8 protein-coding genes are annotated in these 6,245 nt (G+C 70.5%); 1 reads left to right on the top strand and 7 read right to left on the bottom strand.

Annotated features, from left to right (window positions below; genetic code table 11):
- Positions 1–693: 693 nt before the first annotated feature.
- From OG599_RS35050 to OG599_RS35020, 7 genes are all read right to left on the bottom strand, one after another.
- On the bottom strand, positions 694–1,029 hold the full coding sequence (locus OG599_RS35050) for an SCO4225 family membrane protein (protein WP_327180408.1): 336 nt from the start codon (positions 1,027–1,029) through the stop codon (positions 694–696).
- Between the two features lie 137 nt (positions 1,030–1,166).
- Positions 1,167–1,508, bottom strand: a complete 342-nt coding sequence (locus OG599_RS35045) for a hypothetical protein (RefSeq protein WP_327180407.1) — start codon at positions 1,506–1,508, stop codon at positions 1,167–1,169.
- A 261-nt stretch (positions 1,509–1,769) separates the two neighbouring features.
- Entirely contained in the window at positions 1,770–2,549 is a 780-nt protein-coding gene (locus OG599_RS35040; protein WP_327180406.1) for a hypothetical protein, read from the bottom strand.
- Between the two features lie 97 nt (positions 2,550–2,646).
- Entirely contained in the window at positions 2,647–2,928 is a 282-nt protein-coding gene (locus OG599_RS35035) for a hypothetical protein (RefSeq protein WP_327180405.1), read from the bottom strand.
- A gap of 425 nt (positions 2,929–3,353) precedes the next feature.
- Positions 3,354–3,545, bottom strand: coding sequence for a hypothetical protein (locus OG599_RS35030; protein ID WP_327180404.1), 192 nt, complete (start codon positions 3,543–3,545; stop codon positions 3,354–3,356).
- Positions 3,546–3,792: 247 nt separating this feature from the next.
- The gene (locus OG599_RS35025; protein WP_327180403.1) at positions 3,793–4,047 is read right to left on the bottom strand and encodes a hypothetical protein; all 255 of its coding nucleotides are present in this window, start codon (positions 4,045–4,047) and stop codon (positions 3,793–3,795) included.
- A 415-nt stretch (positions 4,048–4,462) separates the two neighbouring features.
- Entirely contained in the window at positions 4,463–5,758 is a 1,296-nt protein-coding gene (locus OG599_RS35020; RefSeq protein WP_327180402.1) for a hypothetical protein, read from the bottom strand.
- A 232-nt stretch (positions 5,759–5,990) separates the two neighbouring features.
- Between OG599_RS35020 and OG599_RS35015 the strand changes: the two genes are divergently transcribed.
- Positions 5,991–6,242, top strand: coding sequence for a hypothetical protein (locus OG599_RS35015; RefSeq protein WP_327180401.1), 252 nt, complete (start codon positions 5,991–5,993; stop codon positions 6,240–6,242).
- Positions 6,243–6,245 lie beyond the last annotated feature (3 nt).

The following is a 6,245-nucleotide window of genomic DNA, read 5'->3' as shown; positions in this document are numbered from 1 at the left end:
AGCCCGGAGGAACGACGCACGCCCCTACGGGGCGTAAAGACGAAAAGCCCTACGGGCTTTTAGGTAATTCCTCCGGAATTACCATAAACAATTCCTCCGGAATTGTTTATCCGGGGTTTCTGTTTCTGGGTGGCCGGGCAGGGGTCCGACGCTCCGCGCCGGCCCCTTCCTCTGACGGCTCGTCTGGCGCCACCCCGCAGCAGGCTTCGCCTGCCGTGGGGTGGGCCCGCTGTCGCGGGCGGCTGGCTATGAGAGGGGGTGGTCGCGGCCGGTCCTCCCTCAATCGGCCGGAGCGGCCTCCCCCTGACGCTGCATCACCACGCACCCATGGGTAGAGATTGGGATTCTCCTCTACCCCCGGTCTGGCCACCCTCGATAGCTCTGCATCACTACGGTTGCCTGGGTAGGGACTGGGATTCTCCCTCACCCCCGGATACACCCGGAGCGCCTTTTGATGCGCGGGTAGAAACACGAACCAACCACCACCCTCGGGAAATAGTGGACTCCGCTCATCAATGCTTTTCGACTCATCGGATGGCATCGCAGGGCGAAACGCGAAGCAGGGAAGGGATTTCCTTTTGCCCCCGATCGAAATGCGGAGATCTCGAACCGGAAAATTGGCCCGAGATCTCCGATTCACACTGTTCTATTTGCCGCAGTGGCATCTGATGTCCGGGCCGGGGACGGCTTCCTTCAACTCCGCAGCCGGCCCGCGAAGGGTGCCGCGCGCAGACGGCCGCGCAGCGTTTCCACGAGCGCTCCAAGAGCGAACGACTGGACCAGCGCGCTGATGGCCACCCCGGCGACGAGGTACCAGACGGATGCGTGCGTGCCGCCGATCGCATCGACTGCTCCTGCTGCCAGCAGGGAGCACGGTGCGGTGAGGAGGAACGGCCAGATCCCGACGATGCCGGGATCGGAGACGAGTGCGGCCACCACCTCGAACATGACGGACGCCCCGACGAGGCCCAGGTAGACGACGGAAGCAGGATTGGCGAAGGTCAGGCGCAGCAGGGTGCGAGAGTTCATGGTTCCCCCCAAAGGATCTTGTGATCCACATGCTCCTGGCGGAACCATGAACGCGGCGTGAGTACCCGTACTCACCTCCACCGCTCACCAGCTCATCTGGTGACCCGTCAGCGCCCCTCCCCGCAGGCGTCGGCCCGTCACTGCCGCCGGGCGAGAGCGGCGACACCGGCGAGTGAGCCCGCAGCCGTGTAGACGCCGCCGATCACGGTCACCGGCATCAGGGCCCCGGGCCAGAGGTGCACGACGATCGCCAGGACCACGCCCGCCAGGAGCAGCAGGACGGCGGCGAGGACAGCGGGGATCATCCACGACGGCACGGTCCGGGACGGGACCGCAGAGGCGGGGGCGGGGGCGGTGGGGGCCGGGGGCGGGACCGGCACCGGAGCGAGGGCGAGGGCGGGGGCGGCGGTGGCGGTGGCGGTGGCGGTGGCGGTGGTGGCGGTGGTGGTGGTCGTCATGGCGGTGGTCTCCTCAGTCATCGGCTGCACCCCTCCCACCGTGACGATGGCGGAGGACCCCGCACGGACGGCCGGCTCGTGGTCGGGCCGTCCGGTGGCGGGGCAGGCAGCACAATGCGACCGGCGGCAAGCCGCGCAACCCCCGCCGATCCGGGGAAAAGGGGAACCCGGCAGCATTGCAAAGAACTGTGGAATGCCCAGAGAGAACTCCGTTCGCCCTCCGAAAGAAATGCGGCTGCCCTTCACCATTTTTGAGTCAAGGGCAGCCGGATTCCCATTTTTCTATTCGCCGCAGTGGCATCCGACGCAGTTGAGGCAGCAGCGGCAGTCGGGGCACTGCTCGCGCAGGAGGTCGCCGCAGGGCTGGAACCGGTCCTCGGACGGGTCCGGGCACCAGCACTCGCAGCACGACCCGCACCGGGCGTGGACGCGGTCGGCGCGGCGGCCGTCGCGCACGGTGGTGGAGCGGTCCCCGCAGTCCCGGCACCGGCGCGGCACCACCGGGGCCGGCTCCGGCCGCAGGGACATCTCCCGCGCCCATTCCCGCAGCGCGTCCAGGTCGGCGGCGGTGAGCCCGGTGGCCGGGGCGACGGGGTGCGCGCGGAGCGGCCCGACCGCCGACAGGTAGCCGAGGGTCCGGCGTAGCTGCTCCTGGTGGTGGGCGCCGGCGCGGACCCATGCCACCGGGCGGTCGTGGGTCCGGGCCCACGAGACGATCTCCTCCGACCGGCAGTACAGAGCGGTCTTCGCGTCGGGGCACCGGCCGGGGTCCTCCACCCGCAGGTAGTGCACTGACCCGGTCTCCCGCAGCGGCACCAGCGGCGGCAGCGTCTCCCACCCGAAGGCGGGGAGCAGGGGTGCCAGCTCGGCGGGTGTGTAGGAGGAGACGAGCGCCAGGTCGGCGGGGAGCTCCGCGAGGGCCCGGCCGACCGCGGGGTCCAGGGCGAGCCGCAGGGGGGCCTGGCGGGGGTAGACCATCGCCGCCCACGCCCGCCACGCCGCCGACTCCGCCGCGTGCACGGCGTACCCGGCAGGCACCGGGCCGCCGTACGGAGACAGCACACCATCAATCTCAATCGCAATAAATGGATGCATATAGGAACAATAGCCAGTAATCCAGGGCGAGTTGGGCGGAAGTTCAGAAGAGCGCGGGATTCGGTCACGGTCGCCGGGCCAGGGCGGCCACCGTGGCGAGGGAGCCCGCCGTCCCGCAGACGGTGCCGATCACGTTCACCGGCACCAGGGCCCCGGGCCAGATGTGCACGACGACAGCGGCGACGACGGCCGTCAGGAGCAGCAGCACCAGGGCGACGGCGAGGACGGCGGGGGCCATCCACGACGGCATGGTCGAGGGAGGGGCCGCAGGGGCGGGGGCGGTGGGGGCCGTGGGCGGGACCGGCATCAGGGCGGGGGCGGTGGTCGGCTGCTGGACGGTGGTCACGGTGGGTCTCCTCGGTCGTCGGCTGCTGCGCCCCACCGTGACGATGGCGGAGGACCCCGCACGATCGGCCAGCAGGTGGCCGGTCGGGCAGGTGCCAGCGGGGCAGGCAGCACAATGCGACCGGCGGGGGCAAGCCGCGCAACCCCTGTCCGAACCAGCTGCCATGGGTGCTGCCACACCGATACCAGGGGTTCCCGGGAGTCCGTCCAGGTCAGCAACCATGGCAGCAACCCCACGGCAACACCTGCGGCAGCGCCCATGGCACGACCTGCGGCAGCTGGGCGGACGGCCCGACCGCCTCTGGCTGGCGCGCTCCACCACGGGCCAGGAGAGAGACCCGCGCAGCGGCGCCCGCGTTTCCCGACGCCCCGCCGGCCGCCAGGTCTTGCCGTCCGGCTCTGTCCGGTGGTCGGGGCTGTCGCCTTCTACGGCGGCGGCATGGTCGCTCCGGCGGTCCTGCCCACCGCCCGCCCCGCCAACGAAGGGGTGGAGCGCACCTCGCGCTCCACTCTCACCCGGAAGGATTCACCGTGTCCCACCGCCTCCTGGCCCTTCTCGCCTTCCTCACCGCGCTCGTGGTCGTCATGTTCCTGGGCGGCGTCATCTACCTGGCGCACCGTCACCCCTCCGCCGCCGCGCCCCTGGACGCCGCCCTGAGCGCCGCGGCCGTCCTCGCCGCATACGCGACTACCCCAAGCCCGGCTGCGGCCACTGACCGCTCCGGCTTCCACCCCCAACCACCGGCCCGGCCGCTTCCCCCTCCGGAGAACGCGACCGGGCCGGCCGTCGGGATCTGCCGCTCTTCGCCCACCCCCGCCGGGGCTCCGGAACCCGCAGCGGCCGGGCGAGCTGCGCTCTGCCGGGTCACTGCTGCTTGTGGCAGGCGACGGCCAAGGCGGCCACGGCGACGACGAGGCCACCCTCGCCAAGCACCGTGTTGATCGGGCCCGAGGCACCGGGGCGGACCAAGACGACGAACCCGGCGAACGCGCACGCCATCACGCCAACCGCGACGCAGAGGCAGACCAGGACGACCATGGCCCACGGCGGGAGCACGGCGGCGGCCGGGGCCGGCGGGGTGGGAGCGGCCGGCTGCGGGAGCTGGGGGGTGGTGAACATGGCGAGTTCCTCTCATTGGTGGCGCGTATGTAGGTGAGGGTGACGCCGTCCCGGAGCCGTGCAGGGTTGGCCACTGGACGAGCGCGGGACCCACAGTCCGCGCTGGCCGCCGGTCATTCAACATCTCGCGAAAATCCGTTCCGCCCCTCTGCGGAGCGGGTCCTGACAGGGCGTGGAGCGGATTCGCGAGAGCTGGACAACCGGCCGGTCGCGGGCCGTGGCAGCACACTGCGACACCAGGCAAGCGGGACACCGTGGAGGCCGCTCTGCGGGCTGCCTACCCGGACGAGGTCCGTACGGTCGAACGGCGCCTGCGGGGCCGGTAGCGGGCGGTACGGTGGTCGGGAACGCAGAAGGGGCCCCGAGGCGATTTGAGCGCCTCGGGGCCCCTTCTGGGTGACGGGTGAGCGTCGGTCTACAGCAGGATCCCGTGGGCGATCCACGTGGCGAGCGCGTCCGCTCTCACGAAGGTGAAGAAGGGATCCATGAGCGAGGCGCACCATCCGACGAAGGTGATGGCCTGAAGCACGAGCAGGGAACGCAGATCGTCCTCCACCGGCTCGCCGTCCTGTCCTGGAAATCCCGTGAGCAGTCTCATACCGATAATTGGGGCGACGAAGGCGATCACTGCGGTCAGGGCCATCACGACGATGCTGGGGCCGGGGTCGGCCTGCAGAGCGACCATGAACGTCAGCCAGAGCACCCAGCTGAGGTAGGTCATCAGCAGTATGCAGAAGTAGCGGCGCACGAGCGGCGGACCCGCCGCCAGTACGAGCGGCGGGTTCGCCGGCCCTCGTGGGGGGTCGGGCGGAACAGGGTCCCAAGAGGCGGGGCTCGGTGGGTGGGGGGTCGGTGGCCGGATGCCGCCGAGATTCTGGGTCCAGCGTTCAGGATTCTGGCGCATCTCGTGCTGCCGGACGGCGAGCCCTTCGAGGAGCTGCGCGTAGAAGTCCGTGTCGTCGAGAGAGCCCTGGGCGGGTCCGGCTTCGTGGAGGCTCCCGTCCTGCCCGGCAGTCGGGCTTCCCCGGAGCCCTGTGGCAAGGGCCGGCTCGTCGGAGCTGACCTGCGTTGACACCGCGGGAACCTGTTCCTCGATGAGCCGGCGGTTCTGCTCGCGCAGGACGTCGACCTCCCCGCGCAGTAGGCGGGCCTGCTCCTGCTGGTCGGCGAGTTCGGCCTCGATCTGTCGGGTGTAGTCCTGGGCGTGTTGCAGTTTTCTGTTCTGCTTCTCGATCCGGTCGAGGGCTTGTTCCAGTTGGCCGCTGAGACGGGCCCCCTGGTCCTCCAGCTCGGCGAGACGGGCCGCCTGGTCCTCCAGCTCGGTCAGTCGGGCCGCCTGGTCTCCCAGCTCGGTCAATGCCTTGCTGTGCTCCTCGGTGAGGCGCGCGAGGTCGATCTGGATCTGGGCGAGCTGCGTGGCCGGTGAGCCGCTGGCGGCGTGTGCCGCCCGGCACAAGTTCTCCAGCCTGCCGTACGCCTGATCGTCCATGGGGTGGCCCTGCTCGGCCAGGAACGACCGGAGCTTCGGCAAGTCCGCGGCGTTCAGGATGCGGTCGCCGCTGAGGTACCGGGACACCGTGGAGTAAGCGACGGGAACGGCGTCGGCGATCGCTCGCTGCGTGCCGCCCGCGGCGAGGTATCCGGCCACGGCCTCCCGCAGCGCTCCCGCGTAGGCCTTCGCCGGAACGCCCTCGTTTTCCGTACCGTCCATCCGCTCCCCCGCCCCGGTCCCCCGTCCCGAACGCGTTCACCTCCACGTCCGGGTCCACGATTCTCCTACACCCCGTCGGAGGGGCACCATCACATGAACAGCCAAACTGTGCAGGCGCGTTGACAACTGCCGGGAACACGTGGTTCCCACTCCCGCACCCCCGGCCACCGCTCGAAGCTGGTACCAGCGGTCGCACGGGGCGGACGCGAACTCGAGTGAATGAGGTCAGACGATGGCTGTCTCTGCGAACCTGGTCCCCGCGTCCGTCACCGCCGTCTCCGGCCTCGCGACCGTCATGGCCGGCGCACCCTGGTGGGGCGTCGTCATCTGTCTCGTCATCACGCTGGCCGCCACCTCGGTCCAGACCCTGTTCCCGCAGGACTCCCCCGACCGGCTCACCTGGTGGACCGACCACCGCGCACACCGCCACCTGCGCCGCAACACCCGCCGGCAGCGGGACATCCCGCCCGGACCGCCCGCATGACTC

This window comes from Streptomyces sp. NBC_01335 (genome assembly GCF_035953295.1).
In the GTDB taxonomy this organism is placed as follows: Bacteria; Actinomycetota; Actinomycetes; order Streptomycetales; family Streptomycetaceae; genus Streptomyces.
This window is presented reverse-complemented; position numbering and strand designations above follow the sequence as displayed.

What these genes read in the sequence shown, in the direction of transcription:
- OG599_RS35050 (WP_327180408.1), bottom strand. Translation starts at nt 1,029, where the DNA reads ATGAACTCTCGCACCCTGCTGCGCCTGACCTTCGCCAATCCTGCTTCC.
- OG599_RS35045 (WP_327180407.1), bottom strand. Translation starts at nt 1,508, where the DNA reads ATGACTGAGGAGACCACCGCCATGACGACCACCACCACCGCCACCACC.
- OG599_RS35025 (WP_327180403.1), bottom strand. Translation starts at nt 4,047, where the DNA reads ATGTTCACCACCCCCCAGCTCCCGCAGCCGGCCGCTCCCACCCCGCCG.
- OG599_RS35020 (WP_327180402.1), bottom strand. Translation starts at nt 5,758, where the DNA reads ATGGACGGTACGGAAAACGAGGGCGTTCCGGCGAAGGCCTACGCGGGA.
- OG599_RS35015 (WP_327180401.1), top strand. Translation starts at nt 5,991, where the DNA reads ATGGCTGTCTCTGCGAACCTGGTCCCCGCGTCCGTCACCGCCGTCTCC.